This window comes from Nonomuraea sp. NPDC047529, assembly GCF_040642995.1.
GTDB lineage: Bacteria > Actinomycetota > Actinomycetes > Streptosporangiales > Streptosporangiaceae > Nonomuraea.
Window position 1 is genome coordinate 203136 of record NZ_JBEYTJ010000004.1, and the last position, 23739, is coordinate 226874.

Consider the following 23739-nt stretch of genomic DNA (forward strand, 5'->3'; position numbering starts at 1 on the left):
TCAGCACTCCTAGAAGGTCATCGCCGGGGCGGGCCGGGCGTCGGCGGGAACCGCGCCGAGGTCGAGGTCGCGCGGACCCCGCCGGACGATCCGGGCGATGAGGACGTAGTCGACGACCGCCAGCAGCCCCAGCACCCCGGCGAACCCGATGAGCGAGGCCGTGACCATGCCCGAGGTCAGCCCCGGCGTCAGGGCGTCGGCGACGGTGAGCTTCTGCCACACCATCCACGGCTGGCGGCCGATCTCCCTGGCCATCCAGCCCAGGATCGCCAGCGCGAACGGCACCGGGGTCATGAGCATCAGCACCACGTGCGTCCACCGCCAGCGCGGCAGCCAGTAGATGAGCGGCAGGAGGATGAAGAGCAGCACGAACGCCAGGAGCTGGCCGATCTCGATCATGAACCCGAGCGGCACCGCGGCGCCCGTGTTCCCGTCGAACTTGCCCTCCTGGACGCCGCCGAACTGCGCGTAGCCGAACCCCAGGGCCAGGAAGGCGCCGACGGACGCCACGCCGACCCCCATGCGCAGCGACCTGCCGAAGAACACCGACTCCCGCGTGCGGCGCCGCAACTGGTACGCGCTCGCCCCGGCCAGCACCAGGCCGCCGGTCAGCAACCCCGCGCCGATGACGTGGGGGAAGGAGAACACCAGCGTCTTGTTCGTGAGCAGGGCGCCGAAGTCGACCAGCTCCAGCCGGCCGTCCCTGAGCACCGAGCCCGCCGGGTTCTGCAGGAAGGAGTTGGCGACCATGATGAAGAACGCGCTGGCGTACGCGGTCAGCGTCACCAGCCAGATGCAGGCCAGGTGCAGCCACTTGGGCAGCCGCCCCCAACCGAAGATCCACAGTCCGAGGAACGTGGACTCCAGGAAGAAGGCCACCAGGGTCTCCATGGCCAGCGGCGCGCCGAACACGCCTCCGGCGTAGTCGGACAGCCCGCTCCACGACAGCCCGAACTGGAACTCCATCACCAGGCCGGTGACGATGCCCAGGGCGTAGTTGACGACGTAGATCTGACCCCAGAACCGGGTCATGCCTCCGTGCAGCGCGCTGCCGGAGATCACGTGGCGGGTGTGCATGAGCGCCACGATCGGCGCCAGCCCGAGCGTGAGCACGACGAACAGGAAGTGCAGGCTTCCCGTCACCGCGAACTGCGTGCGGGCGAGTTCGAGTACGTCCATTCCCTCGACTCCGTTGTTGTGTCTACCTACATATAGGCAGCCTACATGTAGACTGGCTACATGCGAAACGGTTGTCTAGGATCTAGGACATGAATCCAGACGCGCTGCGCGGGCACATGGACGCGTTGCTGCTCTCGGTGCTGGAGCGCGAGCCGCTGCACGGCTACGCGATCATCGAGGCGCTCCAGGAGCGCAGCGGAGGCGCGCTCAGCGTGCCCACCGGCACCGTCTATCCGGCGCTGCGGCGGCTGGAGCGCATCGGCTACCTGGCCAGCGAATGGGCGACCGTGGGCGGGCGCAAGCGGCGCACGTACCGGCTGACCGACTCGGGCAGGAAGCAGCTCGAAGGGGAGCGGTCGGCCTGGCGGGAGTTCACCAGCGTGATCGGCAGCGTGCTCCAGGCCGACACGCGGGCCTCAGGCTGACGGTTCCGCGGCGGTCCGGCCGGCGCGGGTGACCCGCAGGCAGCGCGTCGCGCCGTAGATCTGCAGGCCCCAGAACGCGGTCGTGACCAGGTTCGCCAGGAACGCGGGCAGATAGTCGGTCATCGTGCCCGGCCCGGAGGAACTGTAGGACAGCACGAGGCTCATGGCGCCCGCGACCGGCAGCATGCCCCACACGAGGATGCCCAGCGACCTGGTCACCAGGCGCGGGCGGCGGATCCAGCGGGCGCCCCGGCCCAGCGCCAGCAGGGCGAGGCCGCCGTACAGGCCGGTCGCGAGCTGGCAGATGTCCAGCAGCCGCGAGAGCAGGTGGTACCAGGCGGGCCTGCCCACCCACAGCGCCGGGTCGGCGGGATAGATCCGCCACACCAGCGACCACATGAGCGCGGTCAGCGGGACGCTGATGAACAGCAGCAGGCCCAGGCGCCGCCCGGCCACGGCGGTCAGCTCGCTCTGGTAGCCCGGGGCGATCTCGGTGACCGGGCCGAACTCCGCGACCGCCAGCCGCTCGGCCTCGGCGCGTTCGAGCCCGTCGGCCTCCAGGGCGTCTGCGGTGTCGGACAGGCTGTCGCGCGCCTCGACGACCAGGTCGCGCTTCGCGCCGGCGGGGCCGGACAGCACGCGATCGAGGTCGGCCACGTAGTCGTCGATCCGCATGATCCCAGTCTACGGAGTAGGTCGCCATCGGCCTATCAGGGAAGTCCCCGATATTTCGCGCACCGGCTTGATATGTCGGAAAAATCCTACGTATAGTGGCCCACATGCTGATTTCCGGGATTCTGACCGTCACCGTGCCCGTCGCCGACCAGGCGCGGGCGCTCGACTTCTACACCGGCGTGCTCGACTTGGAGGTGCGCACCGACAATCCGTTCCCGATGGGCCGCTGGCTCACCGTCGCGCCCAAGGGCACGGCGACCACGCTCCTGCTGGCCTCCTGGTTCCCCGCCATGGCCCCCGTCGGCGGGCTCGTGCTGGCCGCACCCGACCTCGACGCGCTCGCCGCCCGGCTCGCCGCCCACGAGATCGCCTTCGAAGGGCCGAGCGACGAGGCGTGGGGACGCCAGCTGCTCTTCGCCGACCCCTTCGGCAACGGGTTCGTGGTCAGCCAGGCATGACCGCCGACCACGTCTTCACCGCGCTGGCCAGCCCGGCCAGGCGTGAGCTGCTGCGCCTGCTGCTCCAGGAGGGGCCCCAGCCCGCCGGGCGGCTGGCCGAGCGGTTCGACCTGAGCCGGCCCAGCGTCTCGGAGCATCTCAAGGTGCTCAAGGACGCCGGGCTCGTCGCCGAGGCCCGCAAGGGGCGGGAACGGCACTACCAGCTGGAGCCGGAGCCGCTCATGGAGATCCGCGACTGGCTCACCCCGTACGAGAGGTTCTGGCGCGGGAAGCTGGCCGGACTCTCCGCACTGCTCGACGAGATGGAAGAAGAAGATGGCTGACGACCGGACCGCGATCCGGCTGGACGAGTTCCTCGCGCACCCGCCGCGCAAGGTGTGGCGGGCGCTGACCGACCCCGAGCTGATGGCCCGCTGGCTCATGCCCAACGACTTCCGGCTGGAGGTGGGCCACCGGTTCACCTTCACCACCCAGCCCAGGAAGGCGGTGGGGTTCGACGGCGTCGTCCACTGCGAGGTGCTGGAGTTCGAGGAGGAGAAGCTGCTGCGGATCAGCTGGAGCGACCGCAAGCAGGCCGACTGGACGGTCACCTGGCGGCTGGTGCCCGAGGGGCGGGGGACCCGGCTGTTCCTCGACCACGAGGGCTTCGACCCCGACGACCCCACCCAGCAGCTCTCCCGCCGGATCATGGGCGGCGGCTGGCCCCGGCACTTCACCACGATCGAGTCCCTCGCCGCCACCCTCTGATCCCGGCCGCTCGGCTCCGGCGCCTCACGGCGCCTCACCGCGTCCGACTCCCTCGCGGCCACTCGGCTCCGTCACCGGAGCGGGCTCGGGCCCGGTGGTGGCAGGTGGGCCAGGGCCTGTGAGGCCAGCTCGTCCGGGGCGCGGCCGTCGGTGTCCAGGCGCACGTCACCCGCCCCGGCCCGCTCCAGGGCCGCGGCCTCCCGCGCCGCCCGCGCGGCCACGGCCCGCAGGGCGTCCGGGCCCAGCCCCCTCAGCTCGTCGCCGGGGATCGCCGGGCCGCCTCCCCGGCCGCGCAGCAGGACGCGTTCGAGCAGCGTGGCGGGGGAGGCGTGCAGCCGGAACACGGTCGGCGCCAGGCCGGGCAGCAGGCGGGTGCAGCCGCGGACGGTCTCGTCGGAGTCCGCCTCGCCGGAGACGACCAGGCAGGCGGCCCCGGCCGCCCGGTACCCGTCCCAGAGCGCGGCGAGGTTGTGCGCCTTGAGCCGGCGGCGTTCGTCCTCACTGGACGGGCGCAGCGCGGCGATCTGCCGGAGATCGACGTAGGCGGCCCGCACGCCCGACCGGTGGACCCGCCCGAAGACCTCGTAGCCGACCGTCGACTTCCCGGCCGCCGTCGCGCCCGAGAACCACAGCAGGGGAACCTCGCCGGAGGGCGCGGTCGGCGGACAACCAGCGGGTACGGTCGCCGGACAACCAGCGGGCACGGTCGGCGGCCACCCGCCGAGCCGGTCGAGCACCAGCCGGGCCGTCTCCGGAGCCGTCAGCCCGCCGGTGTCCACCCACAGGTCGGCGTACCGGCTGCGGTCCTGTGCCACGGCCTCGGCCACGGCCTCCTCCACCAGGTCCGGACGCCAGCCCCGCCCCAGGAACCGCGCCCTCAGCTCCGCGTGGGGGACCCGCAGCCGGCACACGGTGAACGCCGCCCCAGGAAGCAGCGACGTGTACTGGCCGACCTCCTCGGACGTGTCCACGAAACCGGCCAGGACCAGGCAGTCCATCCCCTCGCGCCGGAACCCCGGCCACAGGGCCGCCAGGTTGCGCGCCCGCAGGCGATGCGTGCCGTCATCCGGCGCCGGATGACAGAGGCTGATCTGGTCGGCGTCGAGGAAGGCCGCCTTGACGCCGCCGCGGCCGAGCCGGGCGAAGATCTCCCACCCGGCCGACGACTTCCCGGCGCCCGTGGGGCCCGACAACCACAGCAGCGGCAGTGGATCGATGCTCACCGGCGCGACCCTAGCGAGCCCGATCCGCCGCCTGCCACCGCATTTCCGCCCGGCTACTGGTGGATGACCGGGTTGTGGTGGACCGCCTGGCGGGCCGCGTGCGAGGTGGAGCTCCACAACACCGCCGCCGCCGTCAGCGCCGCGAGCAGCGTGCACCAGGCCACCGCGCGGCCGAGGCGCATGCCGTACCCCCACAGCAGCCACGACAGCGACAGCCACCAGTGCTCGCCGGCCTGGCGGCGCATCTCCATGGCGGCGAAGGCGAAGTCCGCCGAGGTGTCGCGGTCCTCGACCCGGCCGCGGAGCTCGGCGTAGAGGGCGGCCAGCCGGTCGGGCGTGGTGGGCGAGCCGCCGGAGGCGTCCCAGCCGCGCAGGGCGTGCTCGTCGGCCAGCGCGCTGCGCCGCGAGAACCAGCGCAGCATCGGACGGCGCAGGCTGACCCGCACGCCGCGCGGCGTGAGCGCGAACGTGCAGTTCCTGACCCGCACCCCGGCCGGACGCATGAGCCCGGTGAAGCCGCACCCCGACAGGTCGAGGCCGGTCAGCGTGAGGCTGTCGGCGTCCACTTGGCGCAGCGAGCTGAGCATCGACAGGCCCTTGCCGGTCACCGAGGCGGGCCCGTGCAGCACGGCGCCCTCCAGGTCGGCGCTGGAGTCGGTCAGCCGTACGGTGGCGGCCCCCGAGACCTCGACCCGCCGCAGGTCCACCCCGCAGCGCGCGACCGTCACGTCGAGCAGGCCGTCGGCGCGGGCGCGCGCGGCCGACAACCTGCCGGTGGCCGACAGGTACGCGTCGCCGGCGAAGTGCGCGTACTCGAACCCCGCCTGCCCGCGCACCTTGCGGAAGGAGAGGGTACGGCCGAACCTGGCGCCGCGGAACGTGCCGCCGGTGCCCAGGCGGGCGTCGTCGAAGGTGGCGTACCCGTCGAACCGGGCGCCCTCGCAGGAGAGCCCGTGCTCGAAGACGGCCTGGCCGAACAGCGCGTCGCGGGACATCACGGCCCGGTCGAGCGAGACGTGCCCCCGGACGCGTACGCCGTGGAAGGACAGCTCGCGCGTGAACCTGGCCGCGGCCAGCGACACGTTCCCCTCGAAGCACGCCCCGAAGAAGGAGGCCAGCCTTTCGAACCTGGCCCCGTCGAGTGACACGTCACCGGCGAACGTCACGCCCGACAGCCTGACGTCGCCGGTGAACCTGGCCCGGTCGAGCCGGGCGCGGCCCGGTCTGCGACTCGTCGCCTCCAGGACCCGCGAGAGCAGGTCGGCGGTGACGGTGGTGCCGCGGAGGTCGAGCAGCCTGCCGGGGGACAGCCGGGCGAGGACGGCGGGCAGGTCCTCGGCCGGCAGATGCGCCAGGCACAGGCCGGACGGCTGGTGGGCGATTCCGGGGCAGGCAGCAGAAAACGCGCAGGTGACCCAGTCCATGCACTGGTCATACCCGCAGTGCGCCAATGTCAAGGTTCGATGATTTAATGTTCTATCCACTTTTGTGTGGAAATATACGGACAATAATCCCTCTAAAGTGCCGGTCATGCGCGTTTTATCCCGAGCAGCACTCGCTGCCCTCGTGGCGGGCACCCTGACCGCCACCCCGGCCCTCGCCGAGACGGCGGCGGCGCCCTGCGACACCCCGGCCGACCGCCGCGTCGCCGAGGTGCAGGGCAGCGGCGACGCCAGTCCTCTGGCCGGCCAGACCGTACGGGTCGAAGGCGTCGTGACCGGCGACTTCCAGCGGACCGACCAGCTCAGCGGCTTCTTCCTGCAGGACCCGCAGCCCGACTCCGACCCGAGGACCTCCGAGGGCCTGTTCGTCTTCGCCCGCGAGTCCTTCAAGGACGTCAAGGTCGGCGACCGCGTCCTGGTCACCGGCAAGGCCACCGAGTACAACGGCTGGACCGAGCTGTCCCCGGTCACCGCCGTGGACGTCTGCGGCGCCGGCAACGTGGCGGCGCAGCCGTACACCCTGCCCCCGGCCGCGGGTGGGGCGGGGCTGGAGTCCGTCGAGAACATGCTGCTCACCTTCCCGCAGCCGCTCACCGTGGACGACAACTACAACCTGGGCCGCTTCGGCGAGGTCACGGTGTCGGCGCACGGGCGCCTGTACCAGCCCACCGACCGGCCCGGCGTGGACCCCGCCCACGACCTGAGCCGCTCGCTGCTCGTCGACGACGGCTCCAACCGGGAGAACCCGGCGACCCTGCCGCCCGTCACGCGGGCGGGGACCGTGGCCGCGGGCATCACCGGCGTGCTCGGGTACGGCTTCGGCGAGTACCGCCTCCAGCCCACCAAGCCGATCGCCTACCTGGACGCCAACCCGCGCACGCCGCGCCCGTTCCCGGTGGTCGGCAACGTGAAGGTGGCCTCGTTCAACACCCTGAACTGGTTCACCACCATCGGCTCACGCGGCGCGAGCAACGCCAACGAGCAGCAGCGGCAGCTCGCCAAGCTGGTGGCCGCGCTGAAGGGCCTGGACGCCGACGCGGTCGCCCTCATGGAGGTCGAGAACAACGGCCAGACCGCGCTGCAGGCGCTCGTGGACGCCGTCAACGCCGAGGTCGGCGCCGGCACGTACGCGGCGCTCACCCACCCCTACCCCGGCACGGACCTCATCCAGGTCGGGCTCATCTACAAGCCGGGCAAGCTGACCCCGGTCGGCGAGACCAGGGCCTCCCAGGACCCCGTCTTCAGCCGCCCGCCGCTGATCCAGACCTTCCGCAGGAAGGGCGGCGGCCAGCCGTTCACCATGATCGTCAACCACCTCAAGTCGAAGGGCTCCTGCCCGGCCGACGGCCCCGACACCGACCAGGGCGACGGCCAGAGCTGCTGGAACCCCACCCGCGTCAAGCAGGCCCAGACGCTGCTGGGCATCATCGATGACCAGGACCTGCCCAACCCGCTCGTGCTCGGCGACCTCAACGCCTACGGCGAGGAGGACCCGATCGACACGCTGGAGGCCGGCGGCCTGACCAGCCTCACCAAGCGGTTCGTGCCCGAGCCGCAGCGCTACAGCTACCTGTTCGACGGCCTGGCCGGCGAGCTCGACCACGCCTTCGCCGGCAAGCAGCTGCTCAAGCGGGTGACCAGCACCACCATCTGGCACATCAACTCCGACGAGCCGCGCATCCGCGACTACAACACCGAGTTCAACCCGCCCGGCCTCTACCAGCCGGACGCCTACCGCTCCTCCGACCACGACCCGCTGGTCATCGGCCTGACCCTGCCCGGCGGCCACTGAACGCACGCGTCGCCCGAGCCGAAGGCGCGGCCCGCGGGGCCGCGCCTTCGGCGTTCCAGATCGCCCGCCGTATCGGGCTTGAGGGCCGCCGCGGCATGGAATGCTGGTGGGGGGTACGTGGTTGACACGGTTGCAATTTCACCGAAGAGCGAGGAGCCACTTGTGGCGACCATCGAAGTAACAGAGAAGAACTTCAACGACATCGCTGACAAGGGCATCGTGCTGCTCGACTTCTGGGCGACGTGGTGCCCGCCGTGCAAGAAGTTCGGGCCGATCTTCGAGGCGGCCTCCGACAAGCACGACGACATCACCTTCGGCAAGATCGACACCGACGCGGAGCAGGCGCTCGCCCAGGGCTTCGACATCACCTCGATCCCCACGCTGATGGCGATCCGCGACGGCATCGTGGTGTTCGCCCAGGCCGGCGCGATCCCGGCCCCGGCCCTCGAAGACCTCATCCGCCAGGTCCGGGCCCTCGACATGGACGCGATCAGGACCGAGCTCAGCGAGGAGCTGAAGAACGCCGAGCAGAACTGACCCCGGCAGGCCCCGCCTGCACGGCGGGGCCCTCGCGTCCCCCGACCCGCGTCAGGGCGGCGGCCAGCGGGAACATCGCGAGCACCACGAGCGTGCCGGGCAGCCCGAGCACGCGTGACAGCGCCCCCGCCACGCCCAGCCCGATCCCGCCGCCGACGAAGAACGTCAGGTTCAGCAGGCCCATCGCGCCGCCGCGCCGCTCCAACGGGAAGCTCGCCGACATCCGGCCCGTGATCACCACCTGGGCCAGCGAGAACGCCGGGAACCCGAGCGAGGCGGCCACCACCACCAGCACCGCGCCCGTCCGTCCGCCGCCGAGCATCTCGGCGAGCCCGGCCGCGACCAGGCAGGCGGCGAAGGCGGCGGCCACGGCGGGCAGCAGCCAGGCCCGGCCGCCCGCGATCCTGGCCAGCACCACGCCCACCAGCGCGCCCGGCAGCAGCCAGGCCCCGATCGTCAGCACGTTCCACCCGTGCACGCCGGCCAGGAGCTGCGGGGCGGCCCACATGGTGGCGAACAGGCCGCCGTACACGCCGACGCCGATCAGCGCGGCCCGGCGGAAGACCCGGTCGGCGGGCAGGTCGGGCGGGACGAACCCGGCGGCGACCGTACGGGTGCGCCGGACCAGCGCGGCCCCCGCGAGCGCCGCCACCGCCCCGGCCAGCGCCGCCACCGGCCACGTCAGCCCCAGATTGGCCGACTGGACGAGCACGAGGAACGCCGACACCGCCGCCGCCAGCAGCCCGGCGCCCACGACGTCCACCCGTCCGCCCGACCCCGCCCGCCGCGCCAGTGGCAGGCAGAACGGCACCGCCACCAGCGCCAGCGCGGGCAAGGCGAGCGTGAGCCGCCACGACAACGCCTGGGTGACCAGCCCTCCGGCCAGCGTCGCGCCCGCCGAGAAGACCGCCATCGCGCTGCCGAACCAGGCCAGCACCGCATGACGCCGCTTCGGCTCGGTCGTGGCCGCCAGATTCAGCGCGACCGCCGACAGCGCGCCCGATCCGGCCGCCAGCACCGCCCGCGCCGCCACGAGCGTGCCCAGAGACGGCGCCACCAGGCAGGCCAGCGCCCCCGATGCCAGCACCGCCGAGCCGAGCAGCAGCGTGCGGCGCACCCCCCACGCGTCCGACAGGCGTCCGAACAGTGCCGTCCCGATGCCCAGCGCCAGGGCGTGCGCGGTCAGCACCCACACCACCGCGCCTGGACGCGCCCCCAGCGCGGCGGCGACGTCCGGCAGGGCGACCCCGGCCGCCGTGACGCCGAACACGGCCGGGCCGAACAGCGCGCCCAGCCTGATCCCGATCAATCCACTCCCGTTCATGCGGGCCAGTCCATCGCGGGAAGAGCGGGCGAACCAGAAGACGTTCTCCTGGACAGCCATCACGGATCATGATGAATGGAGCCCCAGTGGAGCTGCGCCAGCTCGCCTACTTCGTCGCCGTCGCCGACGAGGGCGGCTTCGGCCGGGCGGCCGAGCGGCTGCACATCGTGCAGCCCGCCGTCAGCCAGCAGGTGAGCCGGCTCGAACGCGAACTGGGCGCGCGCCTGTTCGACCGCTCGACCCGGCACGTACGGCTGACGGAGGCGGGGGAGCGGCTGCTGCCCGAGGCCCGCGAAGTGCTCGCCGCGGCCGAACGCGCCCGCCGGGCGGTCACCGCCCACCTGGAGGGAGCCACCCTGCGGCTCGGCGTGTCGCGGGCGCCCGGCACCCGCCTGTACCCGATGCTCGACCGGCTCGACCCCGGCCTGCGGGTCCGGCTCAGCAAACAGGGGCTCGCCGAGCGGCTGGCGGCGGTCCGCTCGGGCGACCTGGACGCCGCCCTCGTCCGGCTGGTGGACAGCGCGCCCGGTCTGGAGTTCTTCCCCGCCTGGACCGAGCCGCTGGTCGTGGCGCTGCCCGCCGGCCACCCGCTGGCCACGGCCGGCACGCTCGGCCTCGCCCAGCTGGGCGACCTGCCCGTACGACTCGCCCCCCGCGAGCGCAACCCGTCCTTCCACGACCTGGTCACCGGGGCGCTGGCGCGGGCGGGCGTGGACCCGCCGCGGGGCCCGGCCTTCACCGGGCTGCACGACACGCTCATCGACCTGGCCGCGGGGCCGCCGTCGTGGACGCTGTTCTACCCGGTCTTCGACGAGCTGCCGCCGATCCGCGGCGTCGCCTACGCCGGCCTGGACGAGCCCGAGGTGCTCACCCACCTCGCCGTGCCGTCCGGGCCGCCGACGGCCAAGGTGCGGCAGCTCCTGGCGGCCCTGCCCTGACCACGGAGGCCGCGACCCGGGCGGTCCGGTGGGTTCGTCAGAGTTTGCGGGCGACGCCGACGTAGCCGACGTCCGTGCCGCTCGTCAGGGCGGGCGGCTCGGTGGGCCGCCAGTCCTGGGGGAACACCAGGCCCGGGTCGACCAGCTCGTAACCGTCGAAGAAGCTCAGGATCTCCTTGTCGGTCCTGAGGCTCAGCGCGGCCGTGGCCTGGTTGTAGACCTGGTGGGCCTGCGGGGTGGTGTCGGGCCTGGCGTCGATGGCGTGGCTGATCACCAGGTGGCTGCCGGGGACACTGGCCTCGCGCAGCCCGGCCACGATCGGGCGGGCCTGCTCGTCGGGGATGAAGTGCAGGATCGCCAGCATGAGGAAGGCGACCGGCTGGTCGAAGTCCACCAGGGCGCCCAGCTTGTCCAGCAGGAGGTCGACCTCGCGGATGTCGGCCTGGAGGAAGTCGACGTTGTCCGTACGGGCCAGCAGCGCCCGGCCGTGGACGCACACGACCGAGTCGTAGTCGACGTAGACCACGCGCGCCTCGGGAGCGATCTCGTGGGTGTTGCCCTGCGTGGGCAGCCCGGCCCCGAGGTCGATGATCTGCCGCACGCCCGAGTCCACCAGGTGCCGGACGGCCCGCTGCAGGAACGCGCGATTGGCGCGGGCGGCCTCCTTGGTGTTGGGGAACACCTTGAGGATCTGCTCCGCCGCGGCGCGGTCGGCCGCGAAGTTGTCCTTGCCGTCGAGGTAGTAGTCGTACATCCGCGCGACGTTGGGGACGTTGGGGTCGACCCCCTCGGGGGCACTGTCCACGTTTTCTCCCGAAATTTCGGTCTTTCGCGTGATCATAGCCGTGCCGACCCCGCCCGCACCGGAATTCGGTTCGGTTGCCCGCGCGGCGCGCCCCGGAGAGACACGCCGCGCGGAACCCGGCAGGAGACCGCGGTCAGCCCCGGGAAGGCGTCGTGCTCAGCCCCGGTACAGCTCGGCCACGCGGAAGGCGAGGTCGAGCGACTGGCCGCGGTTGAGCCGCGGGTCGCAGGCGGTCTCGTAACGGGTGGCGAGGTCGCCCTCGACGATCTCGTGGCCGCCGCCCACGCACTCGGTGACGTCGTCGCCGGTGAACTCGATGTGGATGCCGCCCGGGTGCGTGCCGAGCTCGCGGTGGACCTCGAAGAACCCGGCCACCTCGTCGAGCACGTCGTCGAAGTGGCGCGTCTTGTGCCCGCTCGGCGCCTCGAACGTGTTGCCGTGCATCGGGTCGCAGATCCAGGCCACCTGGGCGCCGGCGGCCGTGACCTCCTTGACCAGCGCGGGCAGGTGCTCGCGGATCTTCGAGGCGCCCATCCGGGTGATGAACGTGAGCCGGCCCGGCTCGTTGTCCGGGTTGAGCTTCTCGATCAGCGCCAGCGCCTCTTTCGGCGAGGTCGTCGGGCCGAGCTTGACGCCGATCGGGTTGCGGATGCCGGCGAAGAAGTCGACGTGCGCGCCGTCGAGCTGGCGGGTGCGCTCGCCGATCCAGACCATGTGCGCCGAGACGTCGTAGGGCAGGCCCGTGCGCGAGTCGATGCGGGTGAGCGCCCGGTCGTAGTCGAGGATGAGGGCCTCGTGGGAGGCGTAGAACTCGACCGTGTGGAACTCCTCGGGCTCGGCCCCGCAGGCCCGCATGAAGGCCAGCGCCTGGTCGATCTCCCGGGCGAGCTGCTCGTAGCGGCGCCCGGCGGGCGACTCGCCCACGAAGTCCTGGTTCCAGGCGTGGACCTGGCGCAGGTCGGCGTAGCCGCCCTTGGTGAAGGCACGCGCCAGGTTGAGCGTCACGGCCGAGGAGTGGTACGCCTTGAGCAGCCGCCACGGGTCGGGCTGACGCGACTCGGGCGTGAACTCGAAGCCGTTGACCATGTCGCCGCGGTAGGCCGGCAGCTCCACGCCGTCGCGGACCTCCGTGCCCTTGGAACGCGGCTTGGCGAACTGGCCCGCCACCCGGCCGATCTTCACGACCGGCACCTTCGCCGCGTAGGTCAGCACGATCGCCATCTGCAGCAACGTCTTGAGCTTGTTGCGGACGTTGTCGGCGGTCGCGCCGGAGAAGGTCTCGGCGCAGTCGCCGCCCTGCAGGACGAACGCCTCCCCGCGCGAGACGGCCGCCAGCTGCCTCTTGAGCTGGTCGCACTCGCCGGCGAAGACGAGCGGGGGCAGGCCGCCGAGCTCGGCGACGACCTTGTCGAGCTCACCGCGATCGGGCCAGTCGGGCTGCTGGGCCGCGGGAAGGGCTCGCCAGGAATCGAGATCCACGAGATTGCTGCTCACGAGATACGAGGGTATTCCACTGACCCCGCCCCACTGACCCCCTTGTCCACGTTGTGAGAATGCATTTATCAGCTTTCGGGAGACTTTACGTGCTCAGGGAGTACGCCCAACCCGATGAAACGCCGCGGCAGCCGGTTGAGCAGCGGGATCCTGGTCACGTCGCGCGGCAGCCCGGACGGGTCGAACCGCCGCCCCAGCGCGGCGCTGATCACCCGGTTCTGCACCACCCGCTGGGCCGCCTGCGTGATCCGCGTGGGCAGCATGCGCCGGCGCTGCAGCCGGTGCAGCATGGCCTCCGTGATCGGCCGGCCCGCGGCGAGCGGCGCGGCGAGCAGGTTGGCCGCGGCCACCGCGTCCTGGACGGCCAGGTTGATGCCCACCCCGAAGACCGGCGACATGGCGTGCGCCGCGTCACCGATGCACAGGAACCCCGGGCGGTGCCAGCGGCGCAGCCGGTTGAGCGCGACCGTGAGCACGCTGACGTCGTCGAAGCCCTCGATCTGGCCCACCCGGTCCGCCAGGTACGGCAGCAGCGTGGCCACCGGGCGCCTGAGGGCGTCGATGCCCTGCTTGGTCAGTGGCCCGTAGCCGCCCTTGGGGATCAGGTAGGCGAGCTGCCAGTAGGTCTCGCGGTTGATGGCGACCATCATGTGGCCGCTGGAGACACGCAGGAACGTGTCGTCGGGGTCGCCGTCGTGCCGGGGCAGCCTGAACCAGAGCACGTCCATCGGCGCCTTCAGGTCCTGGGGGACCAGGCCGGCGCGTTCGCGCAGCACCGAGCGCCGTCCGTCGGCCGCCACGGTCAGGGTCGCCCTCAGCTCGTGCTCGCCGGACGGGTCGCGGTAGCGCACCCCGCGCACCGCGCCGTCCTCGCGGATCAGGTCGTAGGCCTCGGCGTTCATCAGCAGCCGGAAGTTCGGGTACGCGCTCGCGGCCTTCGTGACCAGCGTGAGGAAGTCCCACTGGGGAACGAACGCGATGTAGTCGTAGCCGCCCGGCAGGCCGCGCAGGCTCGCGAGCCTGATGTCACCGGCGTCGGTCGCCAGCCTCAGCTCGTGCGCCTTGCGGTGGGGCAGTTTGAGGAACTCCTCCGCCAGCCCGAGCTCGCCGAGCACGCGCAGGGTGGAGGGATGGATCGTGTCGCCTCGGAAGTCACGCAGGAAGTCGGCGTGCTTCTCCAGCAGCGTCACCTCGACGCCGGCCCTGGCCAGCAGCAGTGCGAGCACGGCCCCGGCGGGACCGCCTCCGGCTATTACACACGTCATAATTCATCACCCAATGAGATTGTCTCCCTCTCCGGGGAAATGGGCAAGCCCTCCGCCCCTCCGGCGTGCCGAAGGGTGGAGGGGACCGCGCGTCAGGAGCGGGTCAGGAGCGGGTCAGGAGGTGAGGGGCGGGCGGCCGTAGCGGGCGGTCCAGGCGGTGTACGCCGTGCTGCGGGCCGCGACGGCGGCGTGCGCGGCGCGGGCGCTCTCCAGCAGGGCCGGCGCGTGCGCCGCGAACGACGACCGCCAGATGAGCACCTGCCGCATCCACAGCGGGTTCCCCCGCAGCGGCAGCACCGCCACCCGCTCACCCGGGTCGTAGAGCGCCTGGCAGGCCGACACCGCGTGCCCGGCCGCGATCAGCTCCCGCCGCACCCCGGCCTCCACGAGCTGGTACCGCCCGCGCGGCGTGAACCCGGCCCGCCCGCACGCCTCCAGCAGGTGCTCCGGCCACCCCATGCCGTCGGGCGGCGGCAGCACCCACGGCTCGCCCGCCAGCTCGGCCAGCTCCACCTCCGTCCGCCCGGCCAGCGGATGGGCGGCGGGCAGCGCCACGAACACCGGCTCGACCGCCACCACCCCCATGCCCATGGCCGGGCTGGGCCGCAGCTCGTGGTCGGGGTAGTCGGCCACCAGGGCCACGTCGAGCCGCCCGTTGGCCACCATGTCCACCAGCACCCGGACGAAGTGCTCGGTCTGCAGCGTGATGCGCGCCTCGGGCAGCGCGCCCGCCAGATTCGCGACGAGGGGCACGACGACGGGGTTCTCGAAGCTGCCCACCCGGATCGACTGACCGGCCAGCTCGTACGGCCCCGCCGCCAGCAGATCGTCCACCCCGGCGAGCACCACCCGCGCCCTGGCCAGCACGAACTCCCCGAAGGCGGTGGCCGCCACGCCGCGGTGGTCCCGGGTGAAGACCGCGCCGCCGAGCAGGCGCTCGATCCGCCCCAGCTGGGCGGTGAGCGCGGGCTGGGAGACGCCGAGCGCCGCCGCGGCCCTGGTCACGCTGCCCTGGTCGGCGATGGCGCGCAGCGTCCTGAGATGTCTCAGTTCGAGCTGCATCCCGCAGAAGCTATCACTCCGGAGTTATGCCCTTATGGGATGAGACTCCTGCACCTTTCGGGCCGATAGTGCATGACATGCGTAAATTCGCGGCCCTGGTGCTGGCCGCCGCCGTCTTATATGTCCCATCCGCCCACGCGTCCGCGGCCGCTGACGGGCCCGGCGCGGCCACGGTCGTGCCGGTCCAGGTCACCGGCGCCCCCGCCAAGCGGTTCAACCTGATCGTCATGGGCGACGGCTACACCGAGGCCGAGCAGGCGAAGTTCCGGGCCGACGTGGACCGGCACCTCAACGTGATGTGGTCGATCGAGCCGTTCAAGACCTACCGCGACTACATCAACGTCTACCGGATCGACATCGTCTCCGGCGAGTCCGGCGTGAGCTGCGACCCCGGCCTGGACGCGCCCCGCCGTACGACCCCGCTGAGCATGGGCTTCTGGGGAGGGTGCAACCCGGGCAGCGTGCAGCGCCTGATCACCATGGACAACTCCGCCGCCACCCGCTTCGCCAACCTGGTCACCGGGACGACGTCGGGCAACCGGCAGATCCTCGCCCTGGCCAACAGCGGCACCTACGGCGGCGCGGGCGGCAGCTACGCCACCGCCTCCGGCAGCAACTCCATGTCCGCCCTGATCAGCCCGCACGAGCTCGGCCACTCCCTGGGCGGCCTCCAGGACGAGTACGACTACTACCAGCGCGGCGTCCCCGGCGGGACCTACGGCGGCTCCGAGCCGTCCAGCGCGCACCACAGCCTGCTGACCGAGCAGCAGATGCTCGACCAGCGCAGGAAGTGGTGGCGGTGGCTGGGCGAGGACAGCGAGTCCGGCGGCCCGATCGCCCGCTTCGAGGGCGGCATGTACTACACGAGCGGCGTGTGGCGGCCGAGCAGGCATTCCATGATGAAGACCCTCGGCTACTACTTCGACCAGGTCAGCCGCGAGGTCATGACCCAGCGCATCACCGCCAAGACGATGCTGATCCAGGACTCCGCGCCCACGTCCGCGCCCGTCGGGGCCGACCGGGTGCTCTGGATCGAGCCGATGCGCCCGGCCGGGCACTCGCTGACCACCACCTGGGCCGTGGACGGCAAGAACCTGCCCGGCGACGCCGACGTCCTCGACCTGCGCACCCTGGGCCTGGCCCCCGGCACGCACACGGTCACCGCCACCGTCGCCGACCCCACGGAGTTCGTCCGGGACCCGGCGGTCAGGGCCGCCATGACCAGGACGCGCACCTGGACCGTGGACACCACGCTCACCACGCCGCCCGACGGCGTCCAGGCGGGCATCGTGTCGTCCACGCCGACGGACCGCCCGGCCGGGCGCGCCGCCGTCGTCTACGTGGAGACCACCCACCCGGCGGCGGCCGTCCCCGCCGTCACCTGGACGCTGGACGGTGACAGGCAGGCGGGCACCGGCGCCGAGTTCGACCTGGGCGCGGCCGGCCTGACGCCCGGCGCGCACACCCTCACGGCCACCCTCGGCGGCACGACGCTGACCTGGCAGGTCGACGCCGCCGATCCCACCACCGGGTACGAGCTGTCCGAGCCGCTCGCCCGCTCCGGCGACACCTACGTCTACAACGCCCCGTTCACGATGAAGCTCACCGGCGACGACGACCGCGACGGGTACGTGGTCTCGGAGTCCCGGGTGGACGGCGACGGCTGGTTCAACTACTTCGGCTGGCCCACCTCCTCCGAGCTGCCCTGGACGTTCACCGAGGAGGGCACGGTCATCGACTCCCTCGTCTACGGCAAGCTGCCGCGCGGCCGGCACACCGTCGAATACCGCTCGATCGACGCCGCCGGCAACTACGGGCAGGCCAAGAGCTTCACCGTCACCACCATCGCCCCGCCGCCCGCCTGCGACCGCACGGTCACCGGCGCGCACCGGGGCCCGCTCACCGTGGCCGACGGCGTCACCTGCCTGAAGGACGCCCAGGTCACCGGCCCGGTCACGGTCAAGGCGGGCGCCTCGCTGGTGACCGACGGCGGCCGGATCAGCGGCACCCTCACCGCCGCCGGGCCCGCCGCCGTGCACCTGATCAGGACCCGCGTGGACGGCGCGCTCAGCGTCACGGGCGCGCGGCAGCTCACCGTCGTGGGCGGCGAACTGCGCGGCGCGGCCGTGCTCACCGGCAACACCGCGCCGATCCTGTCGGGCGTCGCGGTCAAGGGCGCGCTCGCCTGCACCGGCAACACCCCGGCGCCGGCCGACCTCGGCGTGCCGAACCAGGTGAACGGCGCGGGCGGCGGTCAGTGCGGCAAGCTGTCAGCGGGCGTCAAGGGGAAGCCGTACGAGGCGGTCCAGGACCTCCGCCAGTGAGCTGACGGCCAGATCACGGACCCTGGCGTACTCGGCTTCCGGGTACTGCCGGGGTCCGTTCTCCACCAGCAGGATCAGGTAGAGGTAGGCGCGGTAGAGGTCGAGCCGGGCGCGGGCCGAGGCGGTCAGCTCCAGCGGCGTCACCTCGCGGTAGCCGGCCAGCAGCGGGTCGTCCTCGCGCAGCTCGTCGAAGATCGTCGGGGTGACGAACTCGGCGATCGGGTCGCCCCAGAACGCGCGCTCGTGGTCGATGATCGCCTGGATGCGCGGTTCGCCGGTCAGGTCGAGGAACACGTTCCCGGCCCACACATCGAAGTGCACCAGGCAGGGCGTGGTCACCTCGTCCAGCACCGGCGCGGCCCGCTCGAAGGCCGCCATGATCTCGGCGGCCGGGCGGGGCAGCGGCGTCGGGTAGCGCTCGGTGTCGGCCAGCAGCGCGCCCACCATGGCCAGGAACGCCTCCCGCCAGGTCGAGCCGACGATCCCGGCGTGCGGGTAGCCGAACACCTCGCCGGTCACCGCGTTGAACGCGGCCAGGTGGCGGCCGAGCTCCCGGCGCAGCGCCCGCTCGCCCTCGGGCTTGACGTCGTTCCAGGAGACGCCGTCGAGGGCGCTCAGCATCAGGTAGTCGCCGCCCAGCACCGGGTCGTCGAACCCGGCCACCAGCAGCTCCGCCATCGGCACGCCCGCGGCGGCGGCCAGCTCGTAGGCGGCGGCCTCCATGCGCAGCAGGTTGCGCTCGTAGCTGAGCTGGTCGAGATCGGGCGAGGGCGACAGCTTGAGCACCACCTCGCGGCCGTCCTCCAGGGTCAGCCGCCACACCGCGTTGGCGTAGCCGTCGGTCAGCTCGGTGGCCGTGAAGACGCCCGCCCCCACGGCCCGCCGGGCCAGCGCGTCGAGCTCGGCGGGCGATAAACGGCGCTTGGTCCTACTGTCCACGTGGGCCCCTTCCGGGTTCAGGCGGCGCTGATCGTCCAGCTCGCCACGTGTTCGTCGCCCGGCCGCAGCACGACCAGGTCGGTGCCGGAGTTGAAGGCGTCGGGCGGGCAGATCATCGGCTCGACCGCGACGCCCTCGTAACCCAGCTGCCGGCTCGTGCAGACCTGCACCCAGGGCAGCACGGCCGGGTCCCAGGCGAGCCGCACCCCGCCGACCCGCACCTCCCCGCGGTCGAGCCCGGTGAAGGCGTGGTCGATCACGGTGTCGCCGACCGGGCGCGGCTTGCCGAAGTCGTACGGGGTGCCGGCGACGTCGGCCAGGCCGGCCGGCAGCAGCCGGTCGTCGGTCTCCAGGTAGCGGGCGGCGGGCAGCTCCAGCTCCTCGCCCAGCAGCCACGGGTGGGGCCCGCAGCCGTAGGGGGCGTCGGCCTCGCCGGCGTTGCGGGCCGTGACCGTCGTGGTCAGGCCGCCCTGGCCGAGCCGGTGCTCGACCGACAGCGCCAGCGTGAACGGGTAGCCGGGGGCCCCGGCCAGCTCGTACGTCAGGCGCGCGCGATCGGCCTCGGCCTCGGCCACCTTCCAGTCGACGACGGCGACCAGGCCGTGCAGCGCGTGACCGCGGTCGGGCTCGGTCACCTCCAGCTGGTACGGGCGGCCCTGGAAGGTGTAGCGGGCGCCGCCCACCCGGTTGGGCCAGGGAGCCAGGACGGTGCCCGCGAAGTACGGGACCGGGCCCTGCTCGGGCCAGGTCGTCACCAGGTCGCGCCCGCCGTGCCTGAGCGTCCTGACCGCGGCGCCACGCGGGCTGATCTGCGCGGTGTAGCCGCCGCCTTCGAGCTGGGGCACGGAGAAGGTCCTTTCGTCGGGCCTGCGAGCAGCCGGGCCAGGATATCCCCTGGTCAGGCCGACTCTCGGCGAACCAGGTGCGTGTCGAGGATCACCACGGGCTGGCGCAGCTCCTCGCCGTTGATGCGGGCCACGAGGAGCTGGGCCATCTGCCGGCCCATGGCCTCGGTCGGCTGGTGGACGGTGGTCAGCGGCGGGTCGGCGTGCAGCGCGGCCTTGGAGTCGTCGAACCCGATCACCGCCACGTCGCCCGGGATCGCCTTGCCCGCGGCCTTGAGCACGCGCATCGCGCCCAGGGCCATCGGGTCGGAGGCGGCGAAGACGGCGTCGAGATCGGGATGGCTCTCCAGCAGCTCCTGCATGGCGGTGGCGCCGCTCTCCTCGGAGAAGTCGCCGAAGGCCACGATCTCCGGCAGCCCCGAGGGCAGCAGGGCGTCGCGGTAGCCGGCCAGACGGTCGACGCCCACGCCCATGTCCTGGGAGCCGGCGATCGTGGCGATCGCGGCCCGGCCGAGGCCCAGCAGGTGTTTGACCGCCTGCCTGGCCCCCGCCCGGTTGTCCATGTCCACGAAGCTGTAGGGGTCGAGGCCGACGGGCCTGCCGCCGAGCACGGTCGGCACGCCCATCTCCTCCAGCCTGCCCGGCAGCGGGTCGGCGCCGTGCAGCGACAGCAGCAGCACGCCGTCGACGTGCTGCCCCGTCAGGTAGGTCTCCAGCCGCTCGTGCTCCTCGGGGGAGCGCGCCATCGCCAGGATCAGCTGCAGCCCGGTCTCGGCCAGCGCCGAGCCGATGCCGCGGATGGTGCCCGCGAAGTACGGCTCGTCGAAGACCCGGAACTGGGACTCGGACACCACCAGGGCGACCGTGTCCGTGCGGCGCGTGACGAGAGCACGCGCCGCCCTGTTGGGCACGTAGCCCAGCTCGCGGATGGCCAGCTCGACGGCCTCGCGGGCCTTGGCGCTGACGTTCGGCGAGCCGTTGATGACTCTCGACACCGTGCCCCGGCCCACACCGGCCCGGGCCGCGACTGCCTCAAGAGTCGGTCGGTTCATGTCGCCTATTGTGCCGGATGATCTCCGAGTACCAGTGCGCGCTGTCCTTCAGCAGCCGCTCCTGGGTGTCGAAGTCGACGTGGACCAGGCCGAAGCGCTTGCCGTAGCCCCAGGCCCACTCGAAGTTGTCCATCAGCGACCAGGCGAAGTAGCCCTGCAGGGGCACGCCCGCGTCGATCGCCTCCCGGCACGCGCCGAGGTGCGCCTCCACGTACGCCTGCCGCTGCGCGTCGTGGATGCGGCCGTCGGCCAGCACGTCGTCGAAGGCGGCGCCGTTCTCGGAGACCACCATCGGGATCGGCGGGTAGTCCCGCGCCACCCGGGTGAGCACCTCCACCAGGCCGCCCTCGTCGATCTCCCAGCCCATCGCGGTGACCGGCCGGCCGCCGTTGACGAACGAGACGTGCTCGCTGCCCACCCACGGCGAGGCCGTGTCCGTGGGGGCCGCCGCCGCCGACGCCTTGCCGCCGGGCGCGCCGGAGACGGTGAAGCGGCTGTAGTAGTTCACCAGCAGCACGTCGATCGGAGCGTTGATGATCTTCATGTCGCCCGGCTGCACGAGGTCGTCGTCGATCGGGATGTCGTTCAGGACGTCCTCGGGGTAGCGGCCGGTCAGCAGCGCGTCCAGGAAGAACCTGTTCTGCAGGCCGTCGATGCGGCGGGCCGCCTCCAGGTCGGCCTCGCTGCCGGTCTCGGGGGAGATCGCGTACAGGTTGACGCAGCCGCCGACGCGGCGCGCGTCCATCGCCTGGACGGCCAGGCCGTGGGCGAGGTTGAGGTGGTGCGCGCCCCTGATCGCGTTGCGCGGCTCACGCCGGCCCGGGGCGTGCTCGCCCGAGGCATAGCCGAGGAACGCGGCGCACCATGGCTCGTTGACCGTGCTGAACGTGTGGACGTGGTCCTTCAGCGCCTCGTGGACGATCGAGGCGTACTCGGCGAAACGGTAGGCCGTGTCGCGGTTGGGCCAGCCGCCCTTGTCCTCCAGCTCCTGGGGCAGGTCCCAGTGGTAGAGCGTCAGCCAGGGGTCGATGCCGTTCTGCCGGAGCTCGTCCGTGAGCCGCTTGTAGAAGTCCAGGCCCTTCTGGTTGACCGCGCCCGAGCCGGTCGGCTGCACCCGGGGCCAGGACACCGAGAAGCGGTAGGCCGTCAGGCCCAGCTCCGCCATGATGGCGACGTCCTGCTGGTAGCGGTGGTAGTGGTCCATGGCCACGTCCCCGTGGTGCCCGTTGAGCACCCGGCCCGGCGTCTTGGTGAAGGTGTCCCAGATGGACGGGCCGCGCCCGTCCTCGGTGACCGCGCCCTCGATCTGGTACGCCGAGGTCGCCGCGCCGAACGCGAAGCCGGCGGGGAAGCGCAGCCCGGGACGAATCTGTTCCTCTTGTGTCGTCACGCCTTGACCGCACCTTCCATGAGTCCGCCGACGATCTGGCGGCCGAATGCGACGAATACCGCGATGAGCGGAATGATGGACAGCGCGGTACCCGCGAAGATCAGCGAGTAGCTGGTCGAGTAGCGCGCGTTGAGCGAGTTGATGGCGATCTGCACGGTCGGGTTGTCCGGGGTCAGCACGATCAGCGGCCACATGTAGTCGTTCCACATGAGCATGAAGGTGTTGATGCCCAGCACCGCCATGCCCGGACGCACGGCCGGCAGCACGACGTTCCACCAGATCCGCAGCGTCGCCGCGCCGTCCACCCTGGCCGCCTCGACCAGTTCGTTCGGCACGGCCTGACGCGTGTACTGCGTCATCAGGAACACGCCGAACCCGTTGAGCAGGTACGGCAGGATGATCGCCTTGAGCGTGCCGGTCCACTCCAGGCTCACCATCATGCGGTAGAGCGGGACCACGCCCATCTGCTGCAACGGCACCGCCATCGTCAGCAGCACGAGCAGCAGCAGGATGTTGCGGCCCTTGAAGTGCAGGCTGGCGAAGGCGAACCCGGCCAGGGTCGAGATGATCACCACGGAGACCGTGACGATCGCCGCGCTGATGAAGGAGTTGGTCAGGCCGAGCAGGAAGTGCGCGTCCTCGTTGTTGAGCACCGCCACGATGTTCTCGCCCAGGTTGCCCCCGGGCAGGAACTTCGGCGGCACCGCCACGGCGTCGGAGTTCGTGCGCGAGGCGATGACCAGCATCCAGTACAGCGGGAACGCCGACAGGAAGATGGCCACCCCCAGCATGACCCGCGTCATGACGGTCGGTTTCCAGGCGGTCACTTGGCGCCTCCGATCCGCCGGACGAACAGGAAGTTGACGGCCGCGCCGATGAGGATCAGCAGGAACAGCAGCCAGGCGGCGGCCGCGGCGTAGCCGTAGTCGAACTCGCGGAAGCCCTGCTTGACGACGAACATCGCCACCGTCTGGAACTGGCCCTGGGAGCCGCCGTCCACGTTGCCGTTGTAGAAGGTGGTCGGCTCGGAGAACAGCGTCAGGCCGCCGATCGTGGAGTTGAGCACCACGAAGATCATCGTCGGGCGCAGCATCGGCAGCGTGATCTGCCAGAACTGCCGCCGCCGGGACGCGCCGTCGATGGCGGCCGCCTCGTACAGGTCCTTGGGGATGGTCTGCATGCCGGCCAGGAAGATGATGGCGTTGTAGCCGGTCCAGCGCCAGTCGACCATCGCGGCGATGGCCAGCCAGGACGGGAAGCGCTCGGCCCGCCAGTTGGTCTTCTCGCCGCCGAACATGCCCAGGACCCAGTTCACCAGGCCCCAGTCGCGGGCGAACAGCTGCGTGAACACCACCGCGACCGCGACCACCGAGGTGACCAGCGGCAACAGCACGCTCATGCGGATCGGCAGGCGCCAGCGGAGCTTCTTGTTCAGCGCGTTGGCCAGGAACAGGGCCATCAGCATCTGCGGGATCGTGGCCAGCAGGAAGATGCCGACGGTGTTGGTGACGGCGTTCCAGAAGTCCTCGTCGGTCAGCAGCGCGGCGTAGTTGCCCAGCCCGGCCCACTTGGTGTCGCCGGCCAGGTCGTAGTCGTAGAGCGAGTAGTAGAGCGTGAAGGCCAGCGGGAACAGCCCGAAGGCGGCGAACAGCAGGAAGTAGGGGGAGACCAGGGCGTACGGCATGGCCTTGACGTCAAGTCGTGAACGCCAGAGGCGGCCGGGAGGGCGGGCACGGCGGCGGTTCGTCCGCACCGGCCGCGGATGGGAGTCGAAGCTCATGAACAGACCTTTCGGCGGCAAGCCCGGCCCGCGGATCGCGGGC

23 protein-coding genes are annotated in these 23739 nt (G+C 71.9%); 8 read left to right on the top strand and 15 right to left on the bottom strand.

The window, feature by feature from the left end; genetic code table 11:
* Positions 1-9 precede the first annotated feature (9 nt).
* Complete coding sequence (locus ABZ815_RS09495) at positions 10-1179, bottom strand: cytochrome ubiquinol oxidase subunit I (protein WP_357695821.1); 1170 nt, start codon at positions 1177-1179, stop codon at positions 10-12.
* Positions 1180-1268: 89 nt separating this feature from the next.
* Between ABZ815_RS09495 and ABZ815_RS09500 the strand changes: the two genes are divergently transcribed.
* A complete protein-coding gene (locus tag ABZ815_RS09500) occupies positions 1269-1604 on the top strand; it encodes a helix-turn-helix transcriptional regulator (protein WP_357695823.1) in 336 nt (111 codons plus the stop codon).
* Here the strand turns inward: ABZ815_RS09500 and ABZ815_RS09505 are convergent.
* Complete coding sequence (locus tag ABZ815_RS09505) at positions 1596-2279, bottom strand: permease prefix domain 1-containing protein (RefSeq protein WP_357695825.1); 684 nt, start codon at positions 2277-2279, stop codon at positions 1596-1598. The genes ABZ815_RS09500 and ABZ815_RS09505 overlap by 9 nt on opposite strands.
* Positions 2280-2383: 104 nt before the next feature.
* Here ABZ815_RS09505 and ABZ815_RS09510 point away from each other — a divergent pair, with 104 nt between their 5' ends.
* Genes ABZ815_RS09510 through ABZ815_RS09520 form a run of 3 tightly spaced genes read left to right on the top strand, consistent with a single transcriptional unit; the run spans position 2384 to position 3484 of the window.
* Entirely contained in the window at positions 2384-2737 is a 354-nt protein-coding gene (locus ABZ815_RS09510; RefSeq protein WP_357695827.1) for a VOC family protein, read from the top strand.
* The gene (locus tag ABZ815_RS09515) at positions 2734-3060 is read left to right on the top strand and encodes a metalloregulator ArsR/SmtB family transcription factor (protein ID WP_357695829.1); all 327 of its coding nucleotides are present in this window, start codon (positions 2734-2736) and stop codon (positions 3058-3060) included. The genes ABZ815_RS09510 and ABZ815_RS09515 overlap by 4 nt, the downstream gene beginning before the upstream one ends.
* Positions 3053-3484 (top strand): SRPBCC domain-containing protein, encoded by a 432-nt coding sequence (locus tag ABZ815_RS09520; RefSeq protein ID WP_357695831.1) that lies wholly within the window; start codon positions 3053-3055, stop codon positions 3482-3484. The genes ABZ815_RS09515 and ABZ815_RS09520 overlap by 8 nt, the downstream gene beginning before the upstream one ends.
* A gap of 71 nt (positions 3485-3555) precedes the next feature.
* Here ABZ815_RS09520 and ABZ815_RS09525 read toward each other — a convergent pair whose 3' ends face one another.
* Complete coding sequence (locus tag ABZ815_RS09525) at positions 3556-4707, bottom strand: hypothetical protein (protein WP_357695833.1); 1152 nt, start codon at positions 4705-4707, stop codon at positions 3556-3558.
* A gap of 53 nt (positions 4708-4760) precedes the next feature.
* Complete coding sequence (locus ABZ815_RS09530) at positions 4761-6131, bottom strand: pentapeptide repeat-containing protein (RefSeq protein ID WP_357695835.1); 1371 nt, start codon at positions 6129-6131, stop codon at positions 4761-4763.
* 106 nt (positions 6132-6237) lie between these two features.
* Between ABZ815_RS09530 and ABZ815_RS09535 the strand changes: the two genes are divergently transcribed.
* Together ABZ815_RS09535 and ABZ815_RS09540 are read left to right on the top strand one after the other, a co-directional pair.
* Positions 6238-7941 (top strand): ExeM/NucH family extracellular endonuclease, encoded by a 1704-nt coding sequence (locus tag ABZ815_RS09535; protein ID WP_357695837.1) that lies wholly within the window; start codon positions 6238-6240, stop codon positions 7939-7941.
* A gap of 162 nt (positions 7942-8103) precedes the next feature.
* Positions 8104-8478, top strand: a complete 375-nt coding sequence (locus ABZ815_RS09540; protein ID WP_357695838.1) for a thioredoxin family protein — start codon at positions 8104-8106, stop codon at positions 8476-8478.
* Here ABZ815_RS09540 and ABZ815_RS09545 read toward each other — a convergent pair.
* Positions 8444-9862, bottom strand: coding sequence for an MFS transporter (locus ABZ815_RS09545; protein WP_357695840.1), 1419 nt, complete (start codon positions 9860-9862; stop codon positions 8444-8446). The genes ABZ815_RS09540 and ABZ815_RS09545 overlap by 35 nt on opposite strands.
* A gap of 26 nt (positions 9863-9888) precedes the next feature.
* Here ABZ815_RS09545 and ABZ815_RS09550 point away from each other — a divergent pair, with 26 nt between their 5' ends.
* Complete coding sequence (locus tag ABZ815_RS09550; RefSeq protein ID WP_357695842.1) at positions 9889-10740, top strand: LysR family transcriptional regulator; 852 nt, start codon at positions 9889-9891, stop codon at positions 10738-10740.
* Between the two features lie 37 nt (positions 10741-10777).
* Here ABZ815_RS09550 and ABZ815_RS09555 read toward each other — a convergent pair whose 3' ends face one another.
* The 4 genes from ABZ815_RS09555 to ABZ815_RS09570 all read right to left on the bottom strand — a co-directional run bounded on the left by ABZ815_RS09555 (position 10778) and on the right by ABZ815_RS09570 (position 15366).
* Complete coding sequence (locus tag ABZ815_RS09555) at positions 10778-11545, bottom strand: SAM-dependent methyltransferase (protein WP_357695844.1); 768 nt, start codon at positions 11543-11545, stop codon at positions 10778-10780.
* A gap of 156 nt (positions 11546-11701) precedes the next feature.
* Positions 11702-13039 (bottom strand): class II 3-deoxy-7-phosphoheptulonate synthase, encoded by a 1338-nt coding sequence (locus ABZ815_RS09560; protein ID WP_357695846.1) that lies wholly within the window; start codon positions 13037-13039, stop codon positions 11702-11704.
* Positions 13040-13107: 68 nt separating this feature from the next.
* Positions 13108-14304: an FAD-dependent oxidoreductase gene (locus ABZ815_RS09565; RefSeq protein WP_357695848.1), complete on the bottom strand. Its 1197-nt coding sequence runs from the start codon at positions 14302-14304 to the stop codon at positions 13108-13110.
* 114 nt (positions 14305-14418) lie between these two features.
* Positions 14419-15366, bottom strand: a complete 948-nt coding sequence (locus ABZ815_RS09570; RefSeq protein WP_357695850.1) for a LysR family transcriptional regulator — start codon at positions 15364-15366, stop codon at positions 14419-14421.
* A gap of 77 nt (positions 15367-15443) precedes the next feature.
* On the opposite strand from ABZ815_RS09570, the gene ABZ815_RS09575 reads away from it, so the two are divergent.
* Positions 15444-17690: a M64 family metallopeptidase gene (locus ABZ815_RS09575; RefSeq protein WP_357695853.1), complete on the top strand. Its 2247-nt coding sequence runs from the start codon at positions 15444-15446 to the stop codon at positions 17688-17690.
* On the opposite strand, the gene ABZ815_RS09580 is transcribed toward ABZ815_RS09575, so the two are convergent.
* The 6 genes from ABZ815_RS09580 to ABZ815_RS09605 are packed head-to-tail and all read right to left on the bottom strand — an operon-like array spanning position 17637 to position 23696.
* Positions 17637-18629: an aminoglycoside phosphotransferase family protein gene (locus tag ABZ815_RS09580; protein WP_357695855.1), complete on the bottom strand. Its 993-nt coding sequence runs from the start codon at positions 18627-18629 to the stop codon at positions 17637-17639. The two genes, ABZ815_RS09575 and ABZ815_RS09580, sit on opposite strands and share 54 nt — an antisense overlap.
* A 17-nt stretch (positions 18630-18646) precedes the next feature.
* Positions 18647-19474 (bottom strand): aldose 1-epimerase family protein, encoded by an 828-nt coding sequence (locus tag ABZ815_RS09585; RefSeq protein ID WP_357695857.1) that lies wholly within the window; start codon positions 19472-19474, stop codon positions 18647-18649.
* Positions 19475-19527: 53 nt separating this feature from the next.
* Complete coding sequence (locus ABZ815_RS09590) at positions 19528-20526, bottom strand: LacI family DNA-binding transcriptional regulator (RefSeq protein WP_357695859.1); 999 nt, start codon at positions 20524-20526, stop codon at positions 19528-19530.
* Complete coding sequence (locus ABZ815_RS09595) at positions 20507-21916, bottom strand: GH1 family beta-glucosidase (protein WP_357695861.1); 1410 nt, start codon at positions 21914-21916, stop codon at positions 20507-20509. Before ABZ815_RS09595 ends, ABZ815_RS09590 begins: the two co-directional genes overlap by 20 nt.
* Positions 21913-22743 (bottom strand): carbohydrate ABC transporter permease, encoded by an 831-nt coding sequence (locus ABZ815_RS09600; protein ID WP_357695863.1) that lies wholly within the window; start codon positions 22741-22743, stop codon positions 21913-21915. Before ABZ815_RS09600 ends, ABZ815_RS09595 begins: the two co-directional genes overlap by 4 nt.
* Entirely contained in the window at positions 22740-23696 is a 957-nt protein-coding gene (locus ABZ815_RS09605; RefSeq protein WP_357695865.1) for a sugar ABC transporter permease, read from the bottom strand. Before ABZ815_RS09605 ends, ABZ815_RS09600 begins: the two co-directional genes overlap by 4 nt.
* Positions 23697-23739: the final 43 nt, after the last annotated feature.

Coding starts and splice junctions, on each gene's coding strand:
- ABZ815_RS09495 (WP_357695821.1), bottom strand. CDS start 1,179: ATGGACGTACTCGAACTCGCCCGCACGCAGTTCGCGGTGACGGGAAGC.
- ABZ815_RS09500 (WP_357695823.1), top strand. CDS start 1,269: ATGAATCCAGACGCGCTGCGCGGGCACATGGACGCGTTGCTGCTCTCG.
- ABZ815_RS09505 (WP_357695825.1), bottom strand. CDS start 2,279: ATGCGGATCGACGACTACGTGGCCGACCTCGATCGCGTGCTGTCCGGC.
- ABZ815_RS09510 (WP_357695827.1), top strand. CDS start 2,384: ATGCTGATTTCCGGGATTCTGACCGTCACCGTGCCCGTCGCCGACCAG.
- ABZ815_RS09515 (WP_357695829.1), top strand. CDS start 2,734: ATGACCGCCGACCACGTCTTCACCGCGCTGGCCAGCCCGGCCAGGCGT.
- ABZ815_RS09520 (WP_357695831.1), top strand. CDS start 3,053: ATGGCTGACGACCGGACCGCGATCCGGCTGGACGAGTTCCTCGCGCAC.
- ABZ815_RS09530 (WP_357695835.1), bottom strand. CDS start 6,131: ATGGACTGGGTCACCTGCGCGTTTTCTGCTGCCTGCCCCGGAATCGCC.
- ABZ815_RS09535 (WP_357695837.1), top strand. CDS start 6,238: ATGCGCGTTTTATCCCGAGCAGCACTCGCTGCCCTCGTGGCGGGCACC.
- ABZ815_RS09545 (WP_357695840.1), bottom strand. CDS start 9,862: ATGGCTGTCCAGGAGAACGTCTTCTGGTTCGCCCGCTCTTCCCGCGAT.
- ABZ815_RS09565 (WP_357695848.1), bottom strand. CDS start 14,304: ATGACGTGTGTAATAGCCGGAGGCGGTCCCGCCGGGGCCGTGCTCGCA.
- ABZ815_RS09570 (WP_357695850.1), bottom strand. CDS start 15,366: ATGCAGCTCGAACTGAGACATCTCAGGACGCTGCGCGCCATCGCCGAC.
- ABZ815_RS09575 (WP_357695853.1), top strand. CDS start 15,444: ATGCGTAAATTCGCGGCCCTGGTGCTGGCCGCCGCCGTCTTATATGTC.
- ABZ815_RS09590 (WP_357695859.1), bottom strand. CDS start 20,526: ATGAACCGACCGACTCTTGAGGCAGTCGCGGCCCGGGCCGGTGTGGGC.
- ABZ815_RS09605 (WP_357695865.1), bottom strand. CDS start 23,696: ATGAGCTTCGACTCCCATCCGCGGCCGGTGCGGACGAACCGCCGCCGT.